Consider the following 24177-nt stretch of genomic DNA (forward strand, 5'->3'; position numbering starts at 1 on the left):
TTGAGATTAAATCAACCCATCTCACAGATTTTAATAAAAATTTAAATTATTGAAAAATAATAAAATATATTATTTTTTTAATCATCTTCGTCATCAAACTGTCATATAGCTTTCACTTCACTGTCACAAAGTTTGCAGATACTGCTTAGCAAGTTGGTGAGCTTTTGTAATTTTTTGTACACAAGCAAACTAAAAAGAAAGCAAGGCGAATGCCATTTTAAAAAGTGTTTTGGAGAAATCTTGATGAAAAAATTGCTTCTAGCAGCTGCTGTTGCGGCAATGGGTGTAAGCGCAGCACAAGCGGCACCAACTTTGTACGGTAAACTGAATGTTTCTATAGATCAAGCAGATAACTATGATTTTAAAGGTAATGACATTAGTGAAGTAAACTCAAATGCATCACGTATTGGTGTAAAAGGTGAAGAGAAGCTTACTGAAAAACTTTCTGCTGTTTACCAAGCAGAATGGGGTTTTGCCACTGATGGTTCTGGTTCAGACTCTGAATGGAGTGCTCGTAACCGTTTCCTAGGTCTTAAATGGGCTGGTATTGGTACTTTAAAAGCCGGTCAATATGATTCTTACTTCAAAACAGCTGCTGGCAGTGCACAAGACATTTTTAACGACCACACTCGTCTTGACATGACCAAAGTATTACACGGTGAAGAGCGTCTTAAAAACGTAATCGGTTTTGAAACTGACAAAAACCTTCTTGTTGGTGTGCAATTCAACATCATGGCTATCCAAGGTGAAGACAATACTCCTGCTACCACATCTGGTACATATACAACTGAAACAAATGATGGTTTTGGTGATGCAGTTTCAGCTTCTCTAAGCTATGAAAACAAAGATCTTGGTCTTGCTTTGGCTCTTGCTGGCAATATGGGGGTACAAGGTGATTTTAATGCTTTAGATATCTCTAATGCTGAATCTGATGCTTACCGTGTAACTGGTTCTTATAACTTTAAAGCTGCTGGTTTGTCTGGTTTAACTTTGGGTGCTTTATGGCAACAAGCTGAATTGTCTGATGCTCCAGCAAACAAAGCATTAACTGAAGGTACTGCCCCTAACATTACTACTGTTACAAACAACGTTGACTCTATTGAAGAGAAAGCAATGGGTATCACCGCAGCTTATAAATTTGCTAATACTCCATGGACAGTTAAGGCTGAATACATTACAGCTGAAACTACCGCTGATCTTATGAAAGACCGCACAATTGACCAATATGGTCTTGGCGTAGATTACCAATTCAACAAACAAGCTCGTATGTACGGTGTAGTTGCTTCTCAAGAACGTGACTGGAAAACTAAAGCTGGTGAAGACGATACTATGACAGTATTCGGGCTAGGTATGGAATATAACTTCTAAGCACTCTTCATTTACTTAGAAAGCTATTAAAAAAGACCACATTCGTGTGGTCTTTTTTTTGAGGAAAGAATTTTAACTTCTTCTCTCATCCCTCTTGCATTTTAAGTCAAGGTGTTTAATTGGATTTATATAAAACATATTAAATGGAATTTCAAACAAGAATAATTATCAATTAATTATTTATATCCCCTAAAAAGATACAAGTGTTTTAGTGGGAGTTAAAAGTATATATAAGTATTTTAGTCAGAATTAAAAATTAAATACGCAGTGTTTTAGTCAACTTAATAATCGCAAAAAATCAGTATATTTTTTATCACAACCTTAACATAAATTATTGTTTTAAAAAACAAATATAATATATTTTTATTTTAATTGTTTCATCTATTTATTTTTAGTTATTTTTTGTTTAATAATATAGATCAAGTTTAAAAAAATAGGCTTATTTGTATGAGCTTAATACCGAAAGATTACAATCAACGTTTAGTTCGAGAGATCGCAATCATATTAATAATCAAGGTTGCTCTCCTACTGACGATTAAACACATCTGGTTCGATGCCCCTACTATTCCTCAAAATTTTGACACTCAAGTTGCCGAGCATATTGCTGGCAGCCCTTCCCAAATCAAGGAGACACGTTGATGATTTCTGAAAGCGTGGTCGATCTTTCGCGGTTCCAATTTGCAATGACCGCGTTGTATCACTTTATATTTGTACCTCTTACACTTGGTCTGGCTTTTATTCTTGCCATTATGGAAACCACCTATGTGATTTCCGGTAAAGAAATTTATAAGGACATGACCAAATTCTGGGGAAAACTTTTTGGTATTAACTTTGCCTTAGGTGTTACCACAGGTTTAACCATGGAGTTCCAGTTTGGTACAAACTGGGCGTACTATTCGCATTATGTCGGTGACATTTTTGGTGCGCCACTCGCTATTGAAGGATTAATGGCATTTTTCTTGGAATCGACTTTTATTGGTCTATTCTTCTTCGGCTGGGACCGGCTTTCCAAAGTTCAGCATTTAGGCGTGACCTGGCTGGTTGCACTGGGTTCTAACATGTCGGCACTTTGGATTTTAGTCGCCAATGGCTGGATGCAAAACCCTGTGGGCGCAGAGTTCAACTTTGAAACCATGCGTATGGAGCTGGTTGACTTCGGCGCACTGATTTTCAACCCGGTGGCTCAGGTTAAATTTGTCCATACAGTATCTTCAGGTTATGTCACTGGTGCCGTTTTCGTTTTAGCGATTTCCAGTTTCTACATGCTGAAAAAACGTGATTTACCTTTTGCGCGCCGTTCTTTCGCTATTGCGGCAATCTTTGGTTTAGCCTCTACATTCTCAGTTATTTTACTGGGTGATGAATCAGGTTATGAACTGGGTGATGTACAAAAAACCAAATTGGCTGCAATTGAAGCAGAATGGGAAACTCACCCAGCACCTGCTCCATTTACATTGTTTGGTATTCCAAATCGGGAAGAACAACGCACTGACTACGCCATCAAAATTCCATATGTGATGGGTATCATTGCCACACGTTCGCTTGATAAAGAAGTAACTGGCCTGAAAGACCTGATGGTTCAACATGAGCTTCGTATCCGTAATGGTATGACTGCATATGCCGAACTTGAAAAACTTCGTGCAGGCGACCGCTCACCAGCACTGATGGCTTCGTTCAAAGAAAATCAGAAAGACTTGGGCTATGGCTTACTTCTTAAAAAATACACACCAAATGTAGTAGATGCTTCTGAAGAGCAAATCAAAGCAGCAACCAAAGATACAGTTCCTAACGTAACTGCCCTGTTCTTCTCGTTCCGTGCCATGGTGGCTTCTGGTTTCTTGATGCTGCTTCTGTTTATCCTTGCAACCTATGCAGTGGCTAAACGCAACGCAGAAAGCAAACCTTGGTTACTTAAATTTGCGCTGTACGGCTTACCATTACCATGGATTGCTACACAAACTGGCTGGTATGTGGCTGAAGGTGGTCGTCAACCATGGACAATTGGTGAGGTTCTACCTACACATCTCTCTGCTTCAAGCTTAAGCACTGGTGATATTTGGGGTTCAATCCTGGCACTTGCAGCGTTCTATACAGTACTTCTGATTATCGAAATGTACTTGATGATCAAATTCGCTCGCTTAGGTCCAAGTTCTTTACATACTGGTAAATACCATTTTGAAAAAGGCGCTGATCAAAACCACGCTGCTGCGGAGGCTCAATCATGATCGAATATGAATTACTCAAAATTATCTGGTGGGTTTTGGTAGGTGTACTACTGATTGGCTTTGCCCTCACCGATGGCTTCGATATGGGCTCTATGGCAATCATGCCATTCGTGGGCAAAAACGATGAAGAGCGTCGTGCGGCAATTAATACCATTGCCCCGCACTGGGACGGTAACCAGGTTTGGTTCATTACAGCTGGTGGCGCATTGTTTGCTGCATGGCCAATGGTTTATGCAACCGCATTCTCCGGCATGTACTGGGCACTATTACTGGTACTGTTTGCCCTGTTCTTAAGACCTGTAGGTTTTGACTACCGCTCTAAACTTGAGAACAAAAAATGGCGTAACTCTTGGGACTGGGGTTTGGCTGTTGGTGGTGCAGTTCCTGCTTTAGTCTTCGGTGTTGCCTTCGGTAATATGTTCCTGGGTGTACCGTTTACTTTAGATGAAACCGTACGTTCAACTTATACTGGTAGCTTCTTTGCCCTGCTCAACCCATTTGCCCTGGTTTGTGGTATTGTCAGCTTATCCATGCTGAGTGCACATGGTGGTGCGTGGTTGATGCTTCGTACCGATGGCGACTTACATGCACGTTCTGCCAAAGCAACTCAATTGATGGGTGTGGTATTCTTGGTTTGCTTCCTGGGCGCTGGAGCATGGTTATACTTCGGTAACATTGAAGGTTATACTTTAGCTCAACCATTTGATACCAATGGGGTTGCAAACCCTCTTGCCAAAGAAGTCATTACCAATGGCAACCACGGCTGGATGAATAACTACTCGACTTACCCAATCACTATGATTGCACCGATCATGGCAATCTTGGGAAGCCTGATTGTAATTGCCGCTGCTGCGAAAGCCAAAGCCGGATTAAGCTTCCTAGGCACATCGCTGATGGTAATTGGGGCAATTTTAACAGCTGGTTTTGCATTGTTCCCATTCCTTATGCCTTCAAGCATCAACCCTGTTGCCAGCTTGACCATGTGGGATGCCGTATCAAGTAAAAACACACTGACTGTAATGACTGTTGCTGCCTGTATTTTTGTTCCAATTATTTTGAGTTACACCACTTGGTGTTACTATAAAATGTGGGGCGTAATTACCAAAAAACATATTCAAGAGAATTCACACAGCCTGTACTAAGGCTGTGTTTTAGGAGATAAAATTATGTGGTATTTCGCATGGATTCTCGGGATTTTAATGGCGTGCTTTGCAGGCGTATTAAGTGCCCTTTATATCGAACATCATCAAGATTTGGATGAGGAATAAACAATGACAGAGATCGCAATGACAGCAGAAGGAAGCAAGCCAAATAAATTTGTAATGGCCATTTCATTTTTGATGGCATTGCCTCTTGCTACGGTGTTGCTAATTCACCCAGCCCTCATGCTCGATGCCAATGGTCACTATAATCATAGAGCCTTGATGATGATCATGATTGGCATTTCAGGTGGATTTATTTACGGCGTAGGATTTCTGCCTAAGTTTTGGCTGTGGAAATGGCTATTTAGTCCATATATCGCATGGCCACTGATGATCTGGGGTTATTACACCTGGTTCCTCACCTAATTCTTTAAACGTTCTAAAAAGCCCACATTTGTGGGCTTTTTTACATCTACTTATAACGCGCTAAAATCTTTTCCCGCTCTTCTTTCGATATATCTTCAGGCAACATAAAACATTCACGATACTTTTGAAGAAAAATCTGAATAAGCTTTTGACAATCAGGCAAAGTATGTTTTAAATAAATCTGTGCACTCATCATTGTTCAATTGCTTAATAATCAATTTTTTGTGTTCATCACCCAAACCAAAGATGTGACGCAAAAATGTTTGCTTCCCACTATGTACAATTGAATTAAGATAATCCAAAGAGAATGACTTGAACTCTTCGAGTTGAGCGACAATATGCTTGATTTCCTGAATTTCCTTCAAAGCTTCAATCATCGGCGTTGCAGTAAAACGGGCTAATACTTTTATGTTACTTTAAAGTAAGCTGCTCTATTGAATCCAGCACGCCCAACTCACACACTTGCTCATCCGTTGCTGCAAATAATATCCAATAAGCACGCACTAAAGATTCAAATTGTGTACGAAACAACGCAAGAGCCGATATAAACAGTTCAGTTTCTAATAATATTTTAACCGCTAATCTATGTTCAATCGATATGTCACAACACTGATATACTAAATCTAGACGTAGCCCGCCATCTACAAATTCAGACTGCGATAATTCTTGATTTAATTCATTAACCATCGTCATTGATTGTTCAAATAAATCCATTTATTTTCCCCCAAAAACAAAAAAGCCAGATCAAATCTAGCTCTTCAATATTAATATCAACATCAACGATGGGTATGGATCGACATCACAATCCCCATACTCGCCAGTAATGAAATTACTGCCGAGCCACCATAACTCATCAGTGGCAGAGGGTCCCCAGTTACAGGTAAAATTCCGCTGGCCATTCCTGAGTTTAAAAATACAAAGAAAAAGAACGTCAGGCCTATAGCACCTGCATATAAGCGTCCAAAATTATGGAAGCTATTCAAGCCAATCATCAGGCAACGAATAATAATTGCAGCAAACAGGCTGAATAATAAAAACACCCCGACAAAGCCATATTCTTCAGCATAGGCCGACATAATGAAGTCGGTATGATGTTCAGGCAAGTAACCCAAATGAGACTGAGTACCGGTTAAATATCCCTTCCCGGTTAACCCCCCAGAACCAATGGCAATTTTGGACTGGATGATGTTCCAGCCAGCACCCAATGCATCGGACTCAGGATCAAATAAGGTCAAGATACGTTTCTTTTGATAGGTTTGCAGTACAAACATCCATAAAACCGGTGCTGCAACAGCCAAAGCCGTCAGAGCTCCCAGAATCAAACGCCAAGACATGCCACACAGGAACAAGACAAAAACACCGGGAATAATCAGACCAATGTTCAAATCTGGTTGTAGTGCCACCAGTACAAACGGAATCATCATCAGGATGAGTCCAGTCACGATCTGCAAAAACGTAGGTGGAAATACACGACGTGAAAAATACCATGCCATCATCAGCGGCATGGCAAATTTCATGATTTCACTGGGCTGCATACTACCAATGCCCGGAACGGTCAGCCAGCGCTTTGCCCCCAAACGCGTATCACCAATCACCAGAACCAGCACCAGTAGCAGCATGCCCAGCATATAAAAATATGGACTGACCGCCTGATAAACTTTTGGCGGAACCTGGGCACATAAAAACATGAGGATGAAACCGACACCAAAACTGGTCGCCTGACGAATCACCATACTGCTATCTTGCAGGGTTGCGCTATAGACCACCATCAATCCCAATATTGAATTCAATACCAGAAAAGAAAGCAGCCATGGATCCAAGTGTAATTTGGCCCATCTGGATGAGTCATGTTTAATGCTTCTACCATCACGTAAAGAGTGACGTAAAAAACGATACTGGGGGGATGGTATCATTTGAAATATTTGAACAAGCTAGAGACAGCGCAAATTATAAGTTTAAAGTGTTTAAATAACATCATTAAGTCCCATATTTCTGCATTTTTATCTTGTAGACTTTAAACTGCTTGCTGGGAGGCTAAGATTAAACGTGCCAACTCCAGATCATCGGCATAGGTAATTTTAATATTATCTGATCGACTCTGTACCACTTTTACTGGTTCACCCACATACTCCAGAGCACTGGCTTCATCGGTAATGGTCATACCATCCTGCAATGCTTTTTCAATGGCATATTTTAAGATACCTAATCTTGAGATTTGGGGTGTCTGAGCTTGCCATAAATGGTCACGACTAACTGTCTTGGCAATTGTATTTGCCTGTGCAACATATTTTAAGGTGTCACGTACGGGAATCGCCAAAATCGCACTGCAATTTTCATGGATAGCCGTATTCACTAAACTCTGCAAACAGTCTTGGGTCACACAAGGACGCGCAGCATCATGTACCAATACCCAATCCTCTTCAGCTGCAAATGCTTCTAGATAGCTTAAGGCATTCAGAACAGAATTGACCCGCTCTGCGCCACCCGAACAAAAATGGGCCTTTTTAGGATTGGATAAAGCTAAGGTTTTTGCGACATCATCCTGTGCACCAATAGCCAGAACATAACCTGCCAAAGGCAACTGATTCAGACGTGCAACGGTATGCTCAAGTACAGTTAGATCTTGAATCTGTTGATATTGTTTAAGTTCAGTTTTAGAAAAACGACTTCCGGAACCAGCAGCAGGAATAACTGCCCAAATTTTATGGTGCACTTTCTATGGGTGCTCCAGTTTCATTTTCATTGGTTCTTAAATCTGCTTTGGCATTTGGATCAATATAAATAGGCTTATAGTTTGTACTAATAGTACTCATTTGTACAAAAGTTTCATGCGGCTTGATCAAGCCCAAGTCTAAACGCGCATGCTCTTCAATGGCTTCAATACCATTTTTCAAGTCATAAACTTCAGCAGCGAGAACTCGGTTACGTTCTTTAAGTTCCGTATTTAATTCTGTTTGTTGTTGAATTTTTTCAGCCAGTTTTTGATGGTCATGGTAACCACCTTCACCAAACCAGAATAAGTACTGAAACCCTGCGATCAAAATGATCGCAAGGCCCAATAATGCTTTACTCACTTTGGAGTCAAATACATTGAATAGAGATAGCATGATATGTGCTTAGTTCAAACCTTTGAACTCAGCTTTACCGCGATATGCAGCTTTAGTCAATTCTTCGATACGAAGTAATTGGTTATATTTTGCTACACGGTCAGAACGGCAAAGTGAACCTGTTTTGATTTGACCCGCTGCTGTACCTACTGCAAGATCAGCAATAGTCGAATCTTCAGTTTCGCCTGAACGGTGAGAAATTACGGTAGAGTAACCATTTGCTTTCGCAAGATAGATAGCATCTAGAGTTTCAGTCAAGGTACCGATCTGGTTGTATTTGATCAAGATAGAGTTAGCAACTTTCTCGTTGATACCACGTTGAAGGATTTTTGGATTGGTTACGAATAAATCGTCGCCTACCAACTGGATCTTGTCGCCAAGGATAGAAGTCAGGTAAGACCAGCCTTCCCAGTCAGACTCATCCAGACCATCTTCAATCGAGATGATTGGGTATTGGTTTACAAGACCCGCAAGGTAGTCAGAGAACTGGTTGCTTGTGAATGCTTTGTTACCTTCGCCAGCAAGAATGTACTGACCATCTTTGTAGAATTCTGAAGATGCACAATCAAGTGCAAGCATAATGTCAGAACCCGCTTTATAACCCGTTTGCTCAATCGCAGAAAGGATTACAGTAATCGCTTCTTCATTTGAACGTAAGTTTGGTGCAAAACCACCTTCATCACCCACCGCAGTATTCAAACCTTGTTTCTTTAAAACTGATTTTAAAGAATGGAAGATTTCAGCACCCGCACGTAACGCTTCAGAGAATGAAGTAAAGCCAACTGGCTCAATCATAAACTCTTGAATGTCAACGTTGTTATCTGCGTGTGAACCACCGTTCAAGATGTTCATCATTGGAACAGGCATAGTTAAAATGCTGTTGTTACGAAGGTCTGCGATGTATTGGAAAAGAGGAATTTTCTTTTCGTCAGCAGCAGCACGTGCAGCAGCCAAAGATACCGCTAGAGTTGCGTTCGCACCTAGTTTTTCTTTGTTTTCTGTACCGTCAAGCGCGATCATTGTGTTATCAATATCTTTTTGTTCAAAGACTGATTTACCCAACAATGCATCACGAATTACTGTGTTAACGTTGTTAACTGCAGTTTTTACGCCTTTACCCAAGTAACGTGCTTTATCGCCGTCACGAAGTTCTAAAGCTTCACGAGAACCAGTTGAAGCACCAGATGGTGCACATGCACGGCCAACTACGCCAGATGCCAAGATTACGTCTGCTTCGATGGTTGGGTTACCACGAGAGTCCAAAATTTCACGTGCACGAATGTCAACGATTTGACTCATGAACAATTCCTCAGTTGATGAATAACGCGATGCTTTAGAAGGCATCAAGGTGTATATGATTTAGTGTGTATCTAACTTTTTGAAACCTTTAACCAAGGTATCCAATTCTTTCAGCTGCGCCAGGAATGGCTCCAGTTGCGACATACGAAGTGCGCAAGGACCATCACATTTAGCATGTTCTGGATCTGGATGAGCTTCCAAGAATAAACCAGCCAGACCAGTGGCCATACCCGCACGAGCCAAAGTGGTAATTTGCGCACGGCGACCGCCCGCAGAGTCTGCACGCCCACCTGGAGTTTGCAGCGCATGGGTGACATCAAAGAATACAGGCACATTCATTTCTTTCATGATATCGAAGCCCAACATGTCTACAACCAGGTTGTTATAGCCAAATGCCGAACCACGTTCACAAAGAATCAGCTTGTCATTTCCAGCTTCCAGACACTTATGCAAAATATGGCGCATTTCGTGTGGCGCAAGGAACTGGGCTTTTTTGATGTTGATGATGGCATCGGTTTTTGCCATGGCTTCAACCAGATCAGTCTGACGGCTCAAGAATGCTGGAAGCTGGATAATATCCGCCACTTCAGCAACAGGTGCAGCCTGATAAGGTTCATGTACATCAGTAATGATGGGTACATTGAAGTGTTTTTTAATGTCTGCTAACCACTCGATCCCTTTTTCCAAGCCTGGGCCACGGAAAGAGTTCAAGCTTGAACGGTTGGCTTTATCAAAACTTGCTTTAAACACGTAAGGAATTTCCAGACGTTTGCAGATATCAACATAAGTTTCTGCAATTTCAAAAGCAAGGTCTTTTGACTCAAGTACATTCATTCCGCCGAATAATACAAATGGCAAGTGATTTGCCATTTGTATATCGCCTAAACGTACAATTTCTTGTGGTTTTAATTGCGACATTTAAACTTTCCTAGTTTAGTCTTGCCCAGCCATTATTTGGTTTTTTGGTACTGTTTTTTCGCAGCATCAATAAAGCTGGCAAATAATGGGTGCCCATCACGTGGTGAACTTGTAAATTCCGGATGGAATTGTACAGCAATAAACCAAGGATGTTGAGGAATTTCAACTGTTTCTACCAAATGTTGTACTGGTGAATAACCTGAAATCTTCAGACCTTTCTCTTCTAGCGCAGGAATGAAACGGTTGTTCATTTCGTAACGGTGACGGTGACGTTCAATAATTTCTGTAGAACCATAAACTTCTGCAGTCTTCGTGCCCGCAACCAGTTCAGATTTTTGTGCACCTAGACGCATGGTTCCGCCCAAGTCAGAGTCAACAGAACGCTGTTGAACTTCACCACGCTCATCCAGCCATTCAGTAATCAGACCAATTAAAGGTGATTTGGTTGAACGGTTGAATTCTGTGGAAGATGCATCAGTGATACCCGCTACGTTACGTGCGTATTCGATCACTGCCAACTGCATACCTAAACAGATACCCAGGAATGGCACACCGTTTTCACGTGCATATTTGATTGCCAGCATTTTGCCTTCAGTGCCACGCTCACCAAAACCGCCCGGAACCAGAATGGCATCGGCATCTTTAAGCGCTTCATTCACATCTTGGCTTTCAAGATCTTCAGCATTGACATAGTCAATTTGGACTTTGACACGGTTTTTGATACCAGCATGTAAAAGTGCTTCGTTTACAGATTTATATGCATCTGGAAGCTCAACATATTTACCCACCATGGCAACACGAACTGTGTATTCAGGGTTTAATAAGGCTTCTACGACATTGTCCCAGTCTGAAAGATCCGCTTCAGGTAGGTCGTTATAACCAAAACGTTCACAAATTAAATCGTCAACATCCTGTTCATAGAAAGTACGCGGGATTTGATAAATAGTTCGTGCATCTTTACAGACCACAACCGCACGCGCTTCCACGTTGGTGAATAGTGCAATTTTGCGGGTTGTATCTGCATCAACATCATGCTCGGTACGGCAGATTAAAATATCTGGTTGAATACCAATCGATAACAACTCTTTCACAGAGTGCTGAGTCGGTTTGGTTTTCAGTTCTGCTGCTGACTTGATATATGGAAGCAAGGTTAAGTGCATCAGCATGGTGCGTTTATGACCAAGCTCTACCATTAACTGACGTACAGATTCCATGAACGGGAGAGATTCGATGTCACCTACTGTTCCGCCAATTTCCACAATTGCGACGTCATAGCCTTCGCCAGCACGAAGAACACGTTCTTTAATATTATCGGTAATATGTGGAATAACCTGAACAGTACCACCCAGATAATCACCACGACGTTCTTTATTTAAAACATCCTGATAAACACGACCTGATGTGAAGTTGTTCAGTTTGGTCATTTTCGCACGACGTAAGAAACGTTCGTAATAACCCAAGTCTAAGTCAGTTTCAGCACCATCCTCTGTGACAAAAACTTCACCGTGTTGGAACGGACTCATCGTTCCTGGATCGACATTAATGTATGGATCCATTTTGACCATGGTCACTTTTAAACCACGGGCTTCTAAAAGCGCAGCCACAGATGCAGCTGAAATACCTTTACCTAGTGATGATACAACACCACCAGTAACGAAAATAAAATGGGTCATTAAGTTTCTCGTACAATGGAGCCTAAATTGGCCTACAATGTTGTGCGATTTTACTTTACTCTGTACCAATAAAGCAAAGTCATTCCGCATCAATTCATAGAACAATAAACAATTGGTTATTCTATCAGCATTTCCGATAAAAAATTAGGGTAAGCTGATAGGATTTTTATATTCATATTTGCTGTTATAATGGCAAGATCCAATTAATGCTTTATTTTGTGCGATTATGAATAACAAACTTTTACTTTGTGGTGCTATTGCAGCAAGTTTACTTTTAACAGCGTGTGTAAAAAAAGAAACGCCAAAAGAAGATGAGCAAGAACAGGTTGAAACAACGGAACAAGTAAATCAACCTGCCGAAGCTGTACCTTTGGAAGCCACGGAAGATAACAACGCTCAAGCTCCAGCCCAGGTAGAAGTTGAACGTGAAGAAACGCCAAATACAACTACAGTCATTCGTCGTGAAGTGCGTGAAGCTCCTCAACAGACCACAACTGAAACTGCTCAAGCTGAAGCACCAAAAGCTCAACCAAAACCAGCTTCAGAAGCTCCAGCCAAATCAAATAGTGAAGTTCAGTCTGAAGATGATGCAGTAGCTGCAGCAATTGCTGCGGCAACACCTGCATTGGATCAATAAATTCAGTCAGTTTCAAAGACCCGTCTTTATGGCGGGTTTTTTATTGTGATTTACCAGAGATCGAAAATAATTTATAGATTCTAAATAAAATTTTTATTTAAAAACGATCGAGATAAAGTTAAGCACAAAGAACATAGATTTAAAAAACACGAACCGAAAAATGAAAAACTGATTTTTTGTCTTTCACCATATTTTTGAGTGAAGCCTACCCAAGATAAAAAATTTGAACTAAATAGTATTGATTTTGAGACACAAACCCATGCTAAAACAATGTTGTGATTTGCTCGAAACACATCAGTTAAAAATTGCTTTTGTTGAAAGTGCCAGTTCGGGCTATCTTTCCAGTCAGTTTTCTATTTGCAAAAATAGTGGTGCAGAAATTTTACTAGGTGGGCTGGTCAGTTATGATCCCTCAATCAAGATTGACATCCTGCATATTGATGCTGAACTGATAGAAAAATATACCGCGGAATCTGCTGAAGTCACAGAAGCAATGGCAAGGCAAGGAAAAAATCTCTTTACTCAAGCCGATATTATTGTTGCTTGCACAGGGTTACTCAAACCTGGCGGTAGCGCAACAGAAAATAAACCTGAAGGCACATTTTTCACCTCAATTTTATATTTAAATAAAATACACAACTTTCAATATTTTATTGAGGGTACCCCATTAAAACGCCTTGATGTTTTAACTCAATATATTGCAAATGAAGTCACCCAACTCATTCAGGGAGTTTAAGGATGTTTAACAGTAAAACTTTCGTATTTAGTCTGATACTGCTGCCCTGCACCTGTTTTGCAACCGTAGGCGGCCCTCAAAATATTGAAGTGTTGGGCTATGAAAGCAAAGAGCAAAAAGTCTATGTGCTGAGACATTATCTTGATGGTCGTGGTCGCCTGCCGCAGCTTTATTATTATCAATTTAAAAATACCCAACAACCGGCAAAGCTGATTCAGGTGCATTCGCTATATATCAATCCTAAAACCAAGAAAATTGATTATGACCAAGATAGTCGGCAGTTCGATAAGGAAATAGTAAAAATTAAAAAGCGGCTTAACCCTCTTACACCACTACCTAAATCAAGTATCAAAATCCAAGTGTTAAAGAAAATCACCTCTAAAGAAAAGTCTTGGTATGATCCGCAACAATATATTCCGAAATATACTTATACCTACCAACTCAGCAGTAAAAGCTTGAAAAGCCAGATCCATCAGGCAATCAATTATCGCCACGGATTAAGCATATCCCAAGCTTACAAGATTCCCCGGCAACAGAAGATTCTAGCGGCGGTTAAATACCTGGGCATTCCTTTTGAAACAGGTTACAGCATTGAAGATCCGGTTTTACTGACTGCAAAAAAATAAAGCCTCCGAAGAGGCTTTATTCATGCTTTTATCTTAAGCTGCAGTACGCTCTGCAATTGGAACCACTTTACGCAATTCAGGGCCAGTATAATCCGCACTTGGACGGATAATACGGTTGTCTGCACGCTGTTCCATTACATGTGCTGCCCAGCCTGTTACACGGCTCATCACAAAGATTGGCGTGAACAGTTTGGTTGCAATTCCCATGAAGTGGTAAGCAGAGGCATGGAAGAAGTCTGCATTACAGAACAATTTCTTCTCACGCCACATCACCTCTTCACAGCGTACTGATACCGGGTAAAGTACGGTATCACCTACATCTTGAGCTAAACGCTCAGACCAGATCTTGATGATGCCATTACGCGGGTCATTGTCTTTATAGATGGCATGACCAAAGCCCATGATCTTTTCTTTACGCTCCAGCTTGCCCAGCATTTCGCGTTCAGCTTCTTCTGGAGAGGTCCAGTTTTCAATCATTTCCATCGCTGCTTCATTGGCACCACCATGTAATGGACCACGAAGTGAACCAATAGCACCAGTAATACATGAGTGCATATCAGATAAAGTAGATGCACACACGCGCGCAGTAAATGTAGACGCGTTGAATTCATGCTCTGCATAAAGAATAAGCGACACATTCATCACCTGTTCATGCAATTCATTCGGTTTTTCACCACGCAGTAAATGCAGGAATTGTGCACCGATTGAATCATCATCAGTATTTTCTTCAATGCGCACGCCATCGTGGCTATAACGATACCAATAGCAGATGATTGCAGGTAAGGTCGCCAAAATACGGTCTGCAACATCTTGCTGCTCATCAAAAGATTTTTCAGTTTCCAAGTTGCCTAGCATGGAAACACCGGTACGCATCACATCCATTGGATGTGAATCTGCCGGAATGCGTTCCAACACTTCTTTCAACGCTTGCGGAAGCTGACGTAAAGATTTCAATTTGGCCTTATAAGCTGCAAGCTGTTCAGTCGTTGGCAATTCACCAAAGAAGATAAGATAAGCCACTTCTTCAAATTGGCAATTTTCCGCCAGATCCTGCACATCATAACCACGATAGGTTAAGCCTGCGCCACTCTTACCAACAGTAGAAAGTGCGGTTTTACCTGCAACCTGTCCACGTAATCCTGCACCTGTCAGTACTTTTCCTTCAGCCATTTTTAATTCTCCATTTTGAATTATTTATTTAAACAATTTATCTAAAGTGTTCTCAAACGTATGATAATCAAGAAACTCGTAAAGCTCTTTACGCTGTTGCATCTTGTCCAATACATTCACTTGCGTACCGTTTTCACGGATAGAACGCATCACTTCCAATGCCGCTTTCTGCATTGCACGTGTCGCAGACAGTGGATAAAGCACCATACGAATACCTTGTTCACCCAACTCGTCTACGGTGTAATAAGGCGTATCACCAAATTCGGTAATATTTGCCAATACAGGCACACCTACAGCATCACACACTGTACGATACATGGTAATGTCAGTCATCGCTTCAGCAAAGATCGCATCCGCACCAGCTTCAACACATGCACATGCACGGTCAATCACCGCTTGTAAACCTTCTTTTTGCAAGGCATCGGTACGCGCCATCACCACAAAGTTTGAATCAGTCTTGGCATCCACCGCTGCTTTAATACGGTCAACCATTTCCTGCTGGGTCACAATTTCCTTGTTTGGACGGTGACCACAACGCTTTTGTGCAACCTGATCTTCAATATGAACGGCTGCAGCACCAGCCGCAATCATCTGTTTAACAGTACGGGCGATATTAAATGCTCCGCCCCATCCCGTATCAATATCTACAAGTAAAGGCGTATCGACACGCTCAGTGATACGACGTACATCTTCCAGGACATTGTCCAAACTGGTCATACCCAAGTCAGGCAATCCGTAAGAATAGTTGGCAACTCCTGCGCCCGATACATAAATGGCTTTATAACCCACTTCTTTCGCCATCATGGCTGCATAGGCATTCACTGTGCCGATAATTTGTAATGGCTTTTCAACTTCCAGTGCTTGTCTAAATCTTAAGCCTGCAGACATTTGTTGTGTCATCTTCCTTTCCACAGTTTCACTTTATTTATCGAAGTTTGAGTATATCCATAAACCCCTGTTTGGCCATGACTCTTTAGAATTTTTACTCTATAACTTTAGTCAAATAATTCTCAAATTTATTGCACAATAAATTTTCGTGATATTAGATATTATTTATTTTTGATAAACACAGCTTTTTTGTACGCTAAATAAGCTAAATTTGAGCTATTTTCTGAAAAATGACTTTTTCAGTTCAAATCATGCCGTACGCGAGTACACTTCTACACAGCACGCTGTGCATATATTTGTTATAATAACAATCTCCCTCCTATTTAATTGTTAGTTTTTTATCCAATATGCATAAAATCGCCCATTTAGCTCCTTTAGGTAAAGATATACCACCAACCAAGCGTGGTCATGAGCGATGTGTGGCATTATTAGTCAGTGCAACCGACCTGTTTTTAGAACGTGGTTACGATGCAGTATCACTGGATGATATTGTGCAACACGCAGGCGGATCTAAGGCTTCAATCTATAAATACTTTGGCAATAAAGAAGGCTTATTCAAAGCAATTTGTGATTATCGTCGGGAACAGTTTTTTAAAGATATCTGCATCCCTTTTGAACACGGTAAAGATGATCTTCGTGTCTATTTAATCCAAACCCTGATAAATGTTAAGCAACATTTGATGCTTCCAGAAAATGTAGCCTTCCTTCGTTTAATTATTGAACAGACACAGCGCAGCCCACAGCTTGCTCTTTACATTCACGAACAGGGTCCAAAGCATATTCAAATCGCCATAGCCAATGCGCTAACCAAAGCCGATGAAATCGGGATTATTCACTGTAAACAACCGATTTATTCTGCTCAACTGTATTTTGGCATTATCCGCAATATTGAATGGTGCGTACTTATGGGTGTGCCAATCCGTGAAAATGATCAAGAAACCATCAATTACATTACTTATTGTGTAGATCGCTTCCTGGAAGGCCATCAACCCCGTTAGATTTTTTGCAATTTGTCTCGCATATAGTATATTAGCCGATTCCGTATTTTTTTCTTAACCAACCAGCAACTAATTACTGATAATTTATTTTCAGCGGTTATTGTGGAGTAAATGATGGCTCTCCGTCACTTTCTAACTTTACGTGATTTATCGACTTTAGAACTTAACCAAATTTTGCAACGCGGGATCGAACTCAAGCGTAAGCAGCATAACAATGAAGTTTTCCAACCTTTCGTTGGTAAAGTCATGGGTATGATTTTTGAAAAATCGAGTACTCGTACACGTGTTTCGTTTGAAGCTGGCATGAGTCAATTCGGTGGTAGCGCAATCTTTCTTTCTTCACGTGACTCCCAACTTGGTCGCGGTGAGCCAGTTGAAGATTCGGCACGCGTAATATCAAGCATGCTGGATATCGTAATGATCCGTACTTTCGGCCATGATATCGTTGAGCGTTTTGCTTCTTATTCAAAAGTACCTGTAATCAATGCATTAACAGATGATCACCACCCTTGCCAACTATTGGCTGATATGCAAACTTACCTTGAACACCGTGGTTCAATTGAAGGTAAAACCGTTGCCTGGATTGGTGATGGCAACAACATGTGCAACTCTTATATTGAAGCTGCACACATGTGGGGCTTTAAATTAAAAATTGCTGCACCTAAAGGCTATGAACCACAAGAAAAATTCCTGACTGAATTTGCCTACTGTGTAGAACTTGTCGATTCAGCTGAAGATGCTGCGGTAAATGCCGATCTGATTGTGACTGATGTCTGGGCAAGCATGGGACAGGAAGAAGAGCAAAAAATCCGTGAAAAAGCCTTTGCTGATTATCAGGTCAATGAACGCTTAATGGACCTTGCTCACCCAGATTGCTTATTCATGCACTGCTTGCCAGCTCACCGTGGCGAAGAAATCTCAGAAAACATGCTTGATCACAAAAATGCTGTGGTTTGGGATGAAGCTGAAAACCGCCTGCATGCACAAAAAGCACTGGTTGAATTCTTAATTAATGAAAATTTAAAGAAAGATTAAATTTTCAGCCTCAAGTTTTCTAAAAAAGTACCTTCGGGTGCTTTTTTTATGCCTATAAATTGTTTAATTTAAATCATAAGTATTCTCAGTGATGATGATCATGCCATTTAAAACAATATTTTTATATTTAAGCACTTTTCTTATATTTAATACCGCACACGCCAAAGCCACCGAACTCGATCAATATTTTGTTAAAAAGCAGATTCTGGATTCATCTTATAAAATTAAAGACCGCAAAGCGCTGAATGAGATTTTAGATGTCATCAGTGATGAAGATTCGCGCACATTGCCTTTCCAGATCGATCAAAATATGCTGATGGAAAAATACCAAATGAGCGCGAATGGGGTAAAAATTGAAGGCATTATCACCACGCCTGATTTTACCCAGTTTGCCCAAGATGTAGGTGAAAAGGAAGTCAAAAAACTGCTGAGAAAAAATATTTTGCAGAACTGCAGCTTGTTGTTTGAAAATGAATTTCAACGTGTAAATCCATATCATGTTGAATTAAAGCTGTCATCCGAAAGTAAAAACTATGACTTTAAGATTAAGAACAGTGAATGTTCTTTTTAAACAGTCGTTTGATACGTTAGGCTAACTAACGTATCAAACCTTGCGGTTGTAAAATAATAATGATTGCCCCAATCATCACTACAATTCCGCCCAGCAGATCCCATCGACTTAAGGTGACCTGATCAACAAATCTTAACCATATCAGTGCACTAAAAATATAAATACCACCATAGGCTGCATAAATTCGCCCGGACGCTGCTGGATGTAGAGTGAGCAACCAGACAAATGCAGCCAGTGCCAAGACCGCTGGAATCCAAAACCACTGAGTTTTTCCCTGATTTAAAATAAGATAGGGAAAATAACACCCCAGAATTTCCATCACAGCAGTGACAAGAAATAAAAAGACCGTGCTTAATACTTTGGTAATTTGAATGTCCATAAATTAAAGGTCGCATCCGATTTCATTTTTCTAAAGATTTTGAAAATCATACTTGAGATAAAACACAAAAAATTTAAATTGAAACAAATAAAAAACCCGTGCGAACACGGGTTTATTTATGACTGATTTTAATTACGCAGGTTCCGCAGTCTGATCTTCAAACACTTCCAGTTTAAGACCGACTGCTTTGCCATTCTCTTTCTTCACTGAAACTGCAACATTGCCGCCATGTTCTGCCAATTCACCAAAGAGAATCATCTCGGCAAGCGGTTTTTTCAGGTGTTCCTGAATCAGACGCTGCATTGGACGAGCACCCATCAAACGGTCATAGCCATTTTCGGCCATCCATTCACGTGCACTTTGATCCACTTCAAGAATGACTTTTTTATCATCCAGCTGCGCCTGAAGTTCAGTCAGGAATTTATCCACGACATTTTCAATAACTGTGGTTGGCAATGCCTTGAATTGAATCACCCCATCCAGACGGTTACGGAATTCTGGAGAGAATGCGCGTTTCATTGCTTCCTGATTGTCATTACTATTATCTTGTTCTCTAAAACCAATGCTGGCACGTGAAATACTTTCTGCACCAATATTGGTGGTAAGAACCAGAATCACATTACGGAAATCTGACTTGCGACCATTATTATCTGTTAACGAGCCATGATCCATAATCTGCAATAATAAATTAAACACATCAGGATGCGCTTTTTCAATTTCATCCAACAGCAATACGCAATGTGGATTTTTATGAATGGCATCGGTGAGCAAACCGCCCTGATCAAAACCCACATAACCCGGAGGTGCACCAATTAAACGTGAAACTGCATGACGTTCCATGTATTCCGACATATCGAAACGGACCAGTTCCACACCCAGTAACTTTGCCAACTGTTTGGTGACTTCGGTTTTACCTACCCCGGTTGGGCCTGCAAAAACAAAGCTACCCACAGGCTTCTCCGGTGATTTCAAGCCCGCACGCGACAATTTAATTGCAGAACCAAGTGCTTCAATGGCTTCATCCTGACCAAAGACCACACGTTTAAGATCACGCTCCAAATTTGAAAGCACCGTTTTATCATCTTTCGATACTGTTTTCGGTGGAATACGGGCAATCTTGGAGATGATATCTTCAATATTTTCAACCGTGATTAACGTATCGTCTTGCTCGGCTTTCAAACGGCGCTGAGCACCTGCTTCATCAATTACATCAATTGCTTTATCTGGCAAGAAACGGTCATTAATAAACTTGGCGGATAGCTCTACCGCTGAAACCAGTGCTTTATCATCATATTTGACATGATGAAAATCTTCAAATTTCGATTTCAAACCACGTAAAATATCAATAGTTTCAGAAATAGAAGGTTCATTAACATCAATTTTCTGGAAACGGCGAGACAATGCATGATCTTTTTCAAAGACTTGGCGATACTCTTGGAACGTGGTTGAACCGATACAACGTAACGAACCATTCGATAAAGCCGGTTTAATTAAGTTTGATGCATCCATAGTGCTGCCCATGCTTGAACCTGCACCAATAATCATGTGAATTTCATCAATAAACAGGACGGCTTCCGGTTTCTTTTTCAACGCATTCAATAGTTGTTTCAAGCGTTTTTCAAAGTCACCACGGTACTTGGTTCCTGCAACCAGAGCTCCAATATCCAGACTATATATTTCTGCATGGGCTAATGGCTTCGGTGCTTTACCATTAACAATCAGCCAAGCCAGTCCTTCTGCAATCGAGGTTTTACCAACCCCCGGATCACCAACCAGCAAAGGATTGTTTTTACGGCGACGACATAAAATCTGTGCTGCACGTTCAATTTCTTTTTCACGCCCAATTAAAGGATCGGTTTTACCTTTTTGCGCTTCTGCATTCAAGTTAGTGGTATATAGATCGAGTGGGCCTGCATTTGAAGAACTCGATGTTTCTCCATCCAGCTCTTCCACTTCCTCTTCAGCCTGTACGTCTTCTTTACGTGTACCATGCGATAAATATTGAGTTAATGTTAAACGATTAATTTGATGACGTTTAAGCAAGTAAACTGCAAAAGAATCACGTTCAGAATACATCGCAACAAGAATGTCTGCACCTTCAACAGTTCGATCTCCACCACTCGATTGCACATGGAAAATCGCACGTTGCAAAATACGATCAAAGCTTTCCGTCGGATGTGGTGCCTGATCACTATGTTCGCTTAATTTAGGGGTGTGCTGCTCAACATATTCTTCCAGTTCCTTACGAAGAACGATAATGTCCGCACCACATGCTTTTAACGCATTTACTGCAGAGTCATTATCAAGTAAAGCCAACAATAAATGTTCAACCGTGAGAAACTCATGTCTCTTTTGACGAGCCATGCTTACAGCCAAACGTAATGATACTTCTAATTGACGACTGAGCATGTAATCCCCTTAATCTTTTGGCTCAATCTGACAAAGTAATGGATGACCTTGAGACCGAGCATAATTATTGACTTGGTTCGCTTTCGTTTCCGCAATGTCTCGTGGATAAACGCCTGCAACACCTTTCCCTTCATAATGTACAGTTAGCATTACTTGGGTCGCTTGGTCAAGATTCAAAGCAAAGTATTGTTGTAAAATTTCAATTACAAAATCCATAGGGGTGTAATCGTCATTCATCAAAACAACAGCATATAAGGGGGGACGCTTTAATTCAGGGGGAGCCGTTTGTACTACAACATCCCCGTCAGTCCCTTCAGCGTCATCCTGCGAGTCATTACTTAAGCGTGGACTAATATGCCAGTCGACATATCCCGATTGATGAAAAGAATTTTTGATGGTGTTTAAACAATAATGACGCTTATTCATTCGCATAGGATTTTTAATTCACATTTATTGTGCATTTGCTTCTGCTTGAGGAATTTCAGAAATAAATGCCGATTGACTCTCTATAGGTTTACCACGTCCCCAACTAAAACGCTTAATTAACGGTGTACTTGTTGCTCCGGTTAAACGCACCTCAATGAATTGTGGTGTAAAGCCGTTAGGCATGGTCCAGCGTCCGGTTAAACGTTCATAATCTTCAAAGTTAAAGTTTTTGTCTTCCATAGGAACCACCAAAACTTCAGTACCCTGAATTAAACGCAACTCCACAGTTCCTGAAACACCCCGTCTATTCGGACTGATTTGAACCAAATCAAGTTGATATTCATAGGCATTTTCTGGTAAGGGTTTAATGCCGATATTTTGTATGGTCAGACTTAAACCACCACGCTGACGCAACACTTCACGGTAAATTGCACTCAAACCTTCAGCCTGACTTTTATCTTCACGTGCCTGATTCAAAGCAGTAAACAAATCATTTGAATTACTGACCGCAACATCACGCTCCTGTACTGCCAGATTCAAATTTTTATTCAGCATTTCCAGGCTGGCTTTTTGCTTTTGCACTACTTCGACCAGCTGTTCGGCATCCGCCTCATAGCCAACCACAGTCAAACCTTGCCGATGCCCAACTGAATAGCCCAGTAAACCACTTCCCAGAACAAGAATGGCCGCACCAATTGCCAGCGGCAAATTACCCTTTAGAAAAGGTTTTTTACTGAGGAAATTCAGTTGTGACGGAGTATTTGAGTCAGAATTCGGCATCGTCATCTCTTATTTTGATTCATTCAAAACACACATTTAAATCCAAATCCAAATGTGTGTGAAGTCGAAAAACGTTTTTTATGGTAATAAGCCAATACCTGCAAGACCTGCATTCTCAGCAAAGCCAAACATCAGGTTCATATTTTGTATCGCCTGTCCTGCCGCACCTTTCACCAAATTGTCTTGTACAGAGAGCACAACTAGTTTTTTAGGCTGTGGTTTATACAAGGCTATTCGAAGCTGGTTGGCACCGCGTACCGAACGTGTTTCAGGTGAGCTGTTGGCAGGCATTACATCTACAAACTGTTCATTGGCATAGAATTGTTCATACAAGCTTTGCAAATCGGTAGCATCACCTGCATCAGTTAAATCCACATACATGGTACTCAGCATACCGCGGATCATAGGAACTAAATGCGGTACAAATAAAATGTGATTAAATACATCTTTAAGACCGGAAATATTTTCCAGTGCTTCCACAATTTCAGGATGATGACGGTGACCAGCCACGCCATAAGCCTTAAAGTTATCGGCATTTTCAGAATAAATCATACCTAGGCTGGCTTTACGCCCTGCACCAGATACGCCGGATTTTGCATCAATAATAATACTTTCCGGTTTCACCAATGCTTCAGTTTGTTTAAATAATGGTGCCAAGCCTAACTGAACTGTAGTTGGATAACACCCAGGGTTACCCACTACATTGGCTTGTTTAATTTTTTCACGATTCAGTTCTGACAAACCGTAAACTGAATCTTTTAAAATATCTGGGCAGGCATGTTCAAGACCATACCATTTTTCAAATTGTTCCAAGTCTTGCAAACGGAAATCTGCTGCCAGGTCGATGACTTTAGTATTAGCAGCGACAAGTTCTGCCGCATGTTTCATGGCTACACCATGAGGGGTTGCAAAGAAAACCACATCGCATTTTTTCAATTCATCAATGTTTAAATCTGAATATTCGAGATCGGTATGACCGCGCAAGCTTGGGAACATGTCATCGACACGGCGACCTTTTTCGGTACGTGATGTCAGTACATTAACCTGTACATTTGGGTGTCGTAGTAAAAGACGCAACAATTCAACGCCTGTATAACCTGTACCACCGACAATACCAACAGTAATCACGATCACTACCTCAAATCAAAAGTTTCCATTTCGTAACTGCGTAGTATGACAGGAAGTTTTGGTTTTCTGAACTGTTTCTCAAAGGATTGACGTTTTTTTATAAATTCAAGGCCAGTTTCTTAATTTATAGATTTAACTTCTGCTTGCATCGGTTACATCACATCGTAAACCGCGAGAAAAAATCTTGATAAAGCTTAAGCATCCTCTTATTTCGAGCTGTGGATGAAACAATCATG

Annotated in this window: 27 protein-coding genes; 12 read left to right on the forward strand and 15 right to left on the reverse strand. The window is 40.9% G+C overall.

What is annotated here, in order from left to right; genetic code table 11:
* Window positions 1-243: 243 nt before the first annotated feature.
* The 6 genes from B9T38_RS08055 to B9T38_RS08080 all read left to right on the forward strand — a co-directional run bounded on the left by B9T38_RS08055 (window position 244) and on the right by B9T38_RS08080 (window position 5161).
* Window positions 244-1368 (forward strand): porin, encoded by a 1125-nt coding sequence (locus B9T38_RS08055; RefSeq protein ID WP_086196308.1) that lies wholly within the window; start codon window positions 244-246, stop codon window positions 1366-1368.
* Window positions 1369-1815: 447 nt separating this feature from the next.
* Window positions 1816-2007, forward strand: a complete 192-nt coding sequence (gene cydP, locus B9T38_RS08060; RefSeq protein WP_086196309.1) for a cytochrome oxidase putative small subunit CydP — start codon at window positions 1816-1818, stop codon at window positions 2005-2007.
* Entirely contained in the window at window positions 2007-3593 is a 1587-nt protein-coding gene (locus B9T38_RS08065) for a cytochrome ubiquinol oxidase subunit I (RefSeq protein WP_086196310.1), read from the forward strand. Before cydP ends, B9T38_RS08065 begins: the two co-directional genes overlap by 1 nt.
* Window positions 3590-4735 carry a cytochrome d ubiquinol oxidase subunit II gene (cydB, locus tag B9T38_RS08070; RefSeq protein WP_086196311.1) on the forward strand — a complete coding sequence of 382 codons (1146 nt, stop codon included), beginning with the start codon at window positions 3590-3592 and terminating at the stop codon, window positions 4733-4735. Before B9T38_RS08065 ends, cydB begins: the two co-directional genes overlap by 4 nt.
* Window positions 4736-4759: 24 nt before the next feature.
* Window positions 4760-4861, forward strand: a complete 102-nt coding sequence (cydX, locus tag B9T38_RS08075; RefSeq protein ID WP_002120988.1) for a cytochrome bd-I oxidase subunit CydX — start codon at window positions 4760-4762, stop codon at window positions 4859-4861.
* A gap of 3 nt (window positions 4862-4864) precedes the next feature.
* Complete coding sequence (locus B9T38_RS08080) at window positions 4865-5161, forward strand: cyd operon YbgE family protein (protein ID WP_086196312.1); 297 nt, start codon at window positions 4865-4867, stop codon at window positions 5159-5161.
* A 155-nt stretch (window positions 5162-5316) separates the two neighbouring features.
* On the opposite strand, the gene B9T38_RS08085 is transcribed toward B9T38_RS08080, so the two are convergent.
* The 8 genes from B9T38_RS08085 to pyrG all read right to left on the reverse strand — a co-directional run bounded on the left by B9T38_RS08085 (window position 5317) and on the right by pyrG (window position 12158).
* Entirely contained in the window at window positions 5317-5538 is a 222-nt protein-coding gene (locus tag B9T38_RS08085) for a DUF6988 family protein (protein ID WP_086196313.1), read from the reverse strand.
* 34 nt (window positions 5539-5572) lie between these two features.
* On the reverse strand, window positions 5573-5875 hold the full coding sequence (locus B9T38_RS08090; protein ID WP_086196314.1) for a DUF6988 family protein: 303 nt from the start codon (window positions 5873-5875) through the stop codon (window positions 5573-5575).
* Window positions 5876-5937: 62 nt separating this feature from the next.
* Window positions 5938-7074 (reverse strand): rod shape-determining protein RodA, encoded by a 1137-nt coding sequence (gene rodA, locus B9T38_RS08095; protein ID WP_086196315.1) that lies wholly within the window; start codon window positions 7072-7074, stop codon window positions 5938-5940.
* Window positions 7075-7175: 101 nt separating this feature from the next.
* Window positions 7176-7874 (reverse strand): 2-C-methyl-D-erythritol 4-phosphate cytidylyltransferase, encoded by a 699-nt coding sequence (gene ispD, locus B9T38_RS08100; protein WP_086196316.1) that lies wholly within the window; start codon window positions 7872-7874, stop codon window positions 7176-7178.
* On the reverse strand, window positions 7864-8268 hold the full coding sequence (locus tag B9T38_RS08105; RefSeq protein ID WP_086196317.1) for a septum formation initiator family protein: 405 nt from the start codon (window positions 8266-8268) through the stop codon (window positions 7864-7866). Before B9T38_RS08105 ends, ispD begins: the two co-directional genes overlap by 11 nt.
* Window positions 8269-8277: 9 nt before the next feature.
* Window positions 8278-9567: a phosphopyruvate hydratase gene (eno, locus tag B9T38_RS08110; protein WP_086196318.1), complete on the reverse strand. Its 1290-nt coding sequence runs from the start codon at window positions 9565-9567 to the stop codon at window positions 8278-8280.
* A gap of 60 nt (window positions 9568-9627) precedes the next feature.
* The gene (kdsA, locus tag B9T38_RS08115) at window positions 9628-10485 is read right to left on the reverse strand and encodes a 3-deoxy-8-phosphooctulonate synthase (protein ID WP_086196319.1); all 858 of its coding nucleotides are present in this window, start codon (window positions 10483-10485) and stop codon (window positions 9628-9630) included.
* Window positions 10486-10517: 32 nt separating this feature from the next.
* Complete coding sequence (gene pyrG, locus B9T38_RS08120) at window positions 10518-12158, reverse strand: CTP synthase (RefSeq protein WP_086196320.1); 1641 nt, start codon at window positions 12156-12158, stop codon at window positions 10518-10520.
* 226 nt (window positions 12159-12384) lie between these two features.
* Here pyrG and B9T38_RS08125 point away from each other — a divergent pair, with 226 nt between their 5' ends.
* The 3 genes from B9T38_RS08125 (at window position 12385) to B9T38_RS08135 (ending at window position 14157) form a co-directional block, all read left to right on the forward strand.
* Window positions 12385-12795, forward strand: a complete 411-nt coding sequence (locus B9T38_RS08125) for a prolipoprotein diacylglyceryl transferase (RefSeq protein ID WP_086196321.1) — start codon at window positions 12385-12387, stop codon at window positions 12793-12795.
* Window positions 12796-13054: 259 nt separating this feature from the next.
* The gene (locus B9T38_RS08130; protein WP_086196322.1) at window positions 13055-13531 is read left to right on the forward strand and encodes a CinA family protein; all 477 of its coding nucleotides are present in this window, start codon (window positions 13055-13057) and stop codon (window positions 13529-13531) included.
* A 2-nt stretch (window positions 13532-13533) separates the two neighbouring features.
* A complete protein-coding gene (locus tag B9T38_RS08135) occupies window positions 13534-14157 on the forward strand; it encodes an aminotransferase (RefSeq protein WP_086196323.1) in 624 nt (207 codons plus the stop codon).
* A 33-nt stretch (window positions 14158-14190) separates the two neighbouring features.
* On the opposite strand, the gene prpC is transcribed toward B9T38_RS08135, so the two are convergent.
* Window positions 14191-15327 (reverse strand): bifunctional 2-methylcitrate synthase/citrate synthase, encoded by a 1137-nt coding sequence (gene prpC, locus B9T38_RS08140; RefSeq protein ID WP_086196324.1) that lies wholly within the window; start codon window positions 15325-15327, stop codon window positions 14191-14193.
* A gap of 24 nt (window positions 15328-15351) precedes the next feature.
* Window positions 15352-16227 carry a methylisocitrate lyase gene (gene prpB / locus B9T38_RS08145; RefSeq protein ID WP_086174234.1) on the reverse strand — a complete coding sequence of 292 codons (876 nt, stop codon included), beginning with the start codon at window positions 16225-16227 and terminating at the stop codon, window positions 15352-15354.
* Window positions 16228-16562: 335 nt separating this feature from the next.
* On the opposite strand from prpB, the gene B9T38_RS08150 reads away from it, so the two are divergent.
* From B9T38_RS08150 to B9T38_RS08160, 3 genes are all read left to right on the forward strand, one after another.
* Window positions 16563-17213, forward strand: a complete 651-nt coding sequence (locus B9T38_RS08150) for a TetR/AcrR family transcriptional regulator (protein WP_086196325.1) — start codon at window positions 16563-16565, stop codon at window positions 17211-17213.
* A 114-nt stretch (window positions 17214-17327) separates the two neighbouring features.
* Window positions 17328-18248 carry an ornithine carbamoyltransferase gene (gene argF / locus B9T38_RS08155; RefSeq protein WP_086196326.1) on the forward strand — a complete coding sequence of 307 codons (921 nt, stop codon included), beginning with the start codon at window positions 17328-17330 and terminating at the stop codon, window positions 18246-18248.
* A 100-nt stretch (window positions 18249-18348) separates the two neighbouring features.
* Complete coding sequence (locus B9T38_RS08160; RefSeq protein ID WP_086196327.1) at window positions 18349-18819, forward strand: hypothetical protein; 471 nt, start codon at window positions 18349-18351, stop codon at window positions 18817-18819.
* A 25-nt stretch (window positions 18820-18844) separates the two neighbouring features.
* Here B9T38_RS08160 and B9T38_RS08165 read toward each other — a convergent pair whose 3' ends face one another.
* The 5 genes from B9T38_RS08165 to argC form a co-directional block, all read right to left on the reverse strand.
* Entirely contained in the window at window positions 18845-19198 is a 354-nt protein-coding gene (locus B9T38_RS08165; protein WP_086196328.1) for a YnfA family protein, read from the reverse strand.
* Window positions 19199-19330: 132 nt separating this feature from the next.
* Window positions 19331-21607 carry an ATP-dependent Clp protease ATP-binding subunit ClpA gene (gene clpA / locus B9T38_RS08170; RefSeq protein WP_086196329.1) on the reverse strand — a complete coding sequence of 759 codons (2277 nt, stop codon included), beginning with the start codon at window positions 21605-21607 and terminating at the stop codon, window positions 19331-19333.
* 9 nt (window positions 21608-21616) lie between these two features.
* Window positions 21617-22039 carry an ATP-dependent Clp protease adapter ClpS gene (gene clpS, locus B9T38_RS08175; protein WP_086196330.1) on the reverse strand — a complete coding sequence of 141 codons (423 nt, stop codon included), beginning with the start codon at window positions 22037-22039 and terminating at the stop codon, window positions 21617-21619.
* Between the two features lie 18 nt (window positions 22040-22057).
* Window positions 22058-22813: a DUF6776 family protein gene (locus tag B9T38_RS08180; RefSeq protein WP_086196331.1), complete on the reverse strand. Its 756-nt coding sequence runs from the start codon at window positions 22811-22813 to the stop codon at window positions 22058-22060.
* Window positions 22814-22891: 78 nt separating this feature from the next.
* The gene (gene argC, locus B9T38_RS08185) at window positions 22892-23947 is read right to left on the reverse strand and encodes an N-acetyl-gamma-glutamyl-phosphate reductase (protein WP_171263210.1); all 1056 of its coding nucleotides are present in this window, start codon (window positions 23945-23947) and stop codon (window positions 22892-22894) included.
* Window positions 23948-24177 lie beyond the last annotated feature (230 nt).

Source organism: Acinetobacter sp. ANC 4218, from assembly GCF_002135245.1.
Taxonomy (GTDB): Bacteria; Pseudomonadota; Gammaproteobacteria; order Pseudomonadales; family Moraxellaceae; genus Acinetobacter.

Coding starts and splice junctions, on each gene's coding strand:
- argF (WP_086196326.1), top strand. CDS start 17,328: ATGGCTCTCCGTCACTTTCTAACTTTACGTGATTTATCGACTTTAGAA.
- B9T38_RS08150 (WP_086196325.1), top strand. CDS start 16,563: ATGCATAAAATCGCCCATTTAGCTCCTTTAGGTAAAGATATACCACCA.
- B9T38_RS08105 (WP_086196317.1), bottom strand. CDS start 8,268: ATGCTATCTCTATTCAATGTATTTGACTCCAAAGTGAGTAAAGCATTA.
- B9T38_RS08055 (WP_086196308.1), top strand. CDS start 244: ATGAAAAAATTGCTTCTAGCAGCTGCTGTTGCGGCAATGGGTGTAAGC.
- B9T38_RS08125 (WP_086196321.1), top strand. CDS start 12,385: ATGAATAACAAACTTTTACTTTGTGGTGCTATTGCAGCAAGTTTACTT.
- eno (WP_086196318.1), bottom strand. CDS start 9,567: ATGAGTCAAATCGTTGACATTCGTGCACGTGAAATTTTGGACTCTCGT.
- kdsA (WP_086196319.1), bottom strand. CDS start 10,485: ATGTCGCAATTAAAACCACAAGAAATTGTACGTTTAGGCGATATACAA.
- B9T38_RS08080 (WP_086196312.1), top strand. CDS start 4,865: ATGACAGAGATCGCAATGACAGCAGAAGGAAGCAAGCCAAATAAATTT.
- B9T38_RS08135 (WP_086196323.1), top strand. CDS start 13,534: ATGTTTAACAGTAAAACTTTCGTATTTAGTCTGATACTGCTGCCCTGC.
- cydB (WP_086196311.1), top strand. CDS start 3,590: ATGATCGAATATGAATTACTCAAAATTATCTGGTGGGTTTTGGTAGGT.
- B9T38_RS08065 (WP_086196310.1), top strand. CDS start 2,007: ATGATTTCTGAAAGCGTGGTCGATCTTTCGCGGTTCCAATTTGCAATG.
- B9T38_RS08130 (WP_086196322.1), top strand. CDS start 13,055: ATGCTAAAACAATGTTGTGATTTGCTCGAAACACATCAGTTAAAAATT.
- B9T38_RS08180 (WP_086196331.1), bottom strand. CDS start 22,813: ATGCCGAATTCTGACTCAAATACTCCGTCACAACTGAATTTCCTCAGT.
- B9T38_RS08085 (WP_086196313.1), bottom strand. CDS start 5,538: ATGATTGAAGCTTTGAAGGAAATTCAGGAAATCAAGCATATTGTCGCT.
- prpB (WP_086174234.1), bottom strand. CDS start 16,227: ATGACACAACAAATGTCTGCAGGCTTAAGATTTAGACAAGCACTGGAA.
- prpC (WP_086196324.1), bottom strand. CDS start 15,327: ATGGCTGAAGGAAAAGTACTGACAGGTGCAGGATTACGTGGACAGGTT.
- rodA (WP_086196315.1), bottom strand. CDS start 7,074: ATGATACCATCCCCCCAGTATCGTTTTTTACGTCACTCTTTACGTGAT.
- clpS (WP_086196330.1), bottom strand. CDS start 22,039: ATGCGAATGAATAAGCGTCATTATTGTTTAAACACCATCAAAAATTCT.
- B9T38_RS08165 (WP_086196328.1), bottom strand. CDS start 19,198: ATGGACATTCAAATTACCAAAGTATTAAGCACGGTCTTTTTATTTCTT.
- cydX (WP_002120988.1), top strand. CDS start 4,760: ATGTGGTATTTCGCATGGATTCTCGGGATTTTAATGGCGTGCTTTGCA.
- pyrG (WP_086196320.1), bottom strand. CDS start 12,158: ATGACCCATTTTATTTTCGTTACTGGTGGTGTTGTATCATCACTAGGT.
- B9T38_RS08090 (WP_086196314.1), bottom strand. CDS start 5,875: ATGGATTTATTTGAACAATCAATGACGATGGTTAATGAATTAAATCAA.
- clpA (WP_086196329.1), bottom strand. CDS start 21,607: ATGCTCAGTCGTCAATTAGAAGTATCATTACGTTTGGCTGTAAGCATG.
- B9T38_RS08160 (WP_086196327.1), top strand. CDS start 18,349: ATGCCATTTAAAACAATATTTTTATATTTAAGCACTTTTCTTATATTT.
- cydP (WP_086196309.1), top strand. CDS start 1,816: ATGAGCTTAATACCGAAAGATTACAATCAACGTTTAGTTCGAGAGATC.